The sequence below is a fragment of the Bradyrhizobium sp. genome (genome assembly GCF_016462955.1).
In the GTDB taxonomy this organism is placed as follows: domain Bacteria; phylum Pseudomonadota; class Alphaproteobacteria; order Rhizobiales; family Xanthobacteraceae; genus Bradyrhizobium.
The window spans coordinates 1-333 of the sequence record NZ_JAEMSD010000278.1 but is presented as its reverse complement, the minus strand read 5'-3'; the positions used below and the strand labels follow the sequence as shown (position 1 = coordinate 333).

Genomic DNA, 333 nt, shown 5'->3' with positions numbered 1-333 from the left:
CCTCAATCCGACCCCGAAGCGCGCGCTGGTGGTCGATTTCTCCGTGCCGGTGTTCAACAATGCCTTCGGCATCCTCTGCAAGAAGGACTTCAAGCCGAAGAGCTGGGCCGAATTGAACTCGCCCGATATCAAGATCGCGGTCGACCAGGGCTCCTCGCACGACCAGGTGGTGAGCCGCCTGACACCGAAGGCGCAGATCACGCGGCTCAAGACCGCCGACGATGCCACCGCCGCGCTGCAGACCGGCCGGGTCGACGCGCAGTGCCTGATCACCATGCTGTCGCTGACCGTGCTGAAGAAGAATCCCTCGCTCGGCCAGCTGGTGCTGCCGAC

The 333-nt window shown here is 64.3% G+C and carries 1 protein-coding gene; it reads left to right on the top strand.

Annotation, left to right across the window (positions count from 1 at the left end; genetic code table 11):
* The coding region (locus JHD07_RS24515) for a transporter substrate-binding domain-containing protein (RefSeq protein ID WP_291626753.1) at positions 1-333 on the top strand (333 nt) is incomplete at both ends.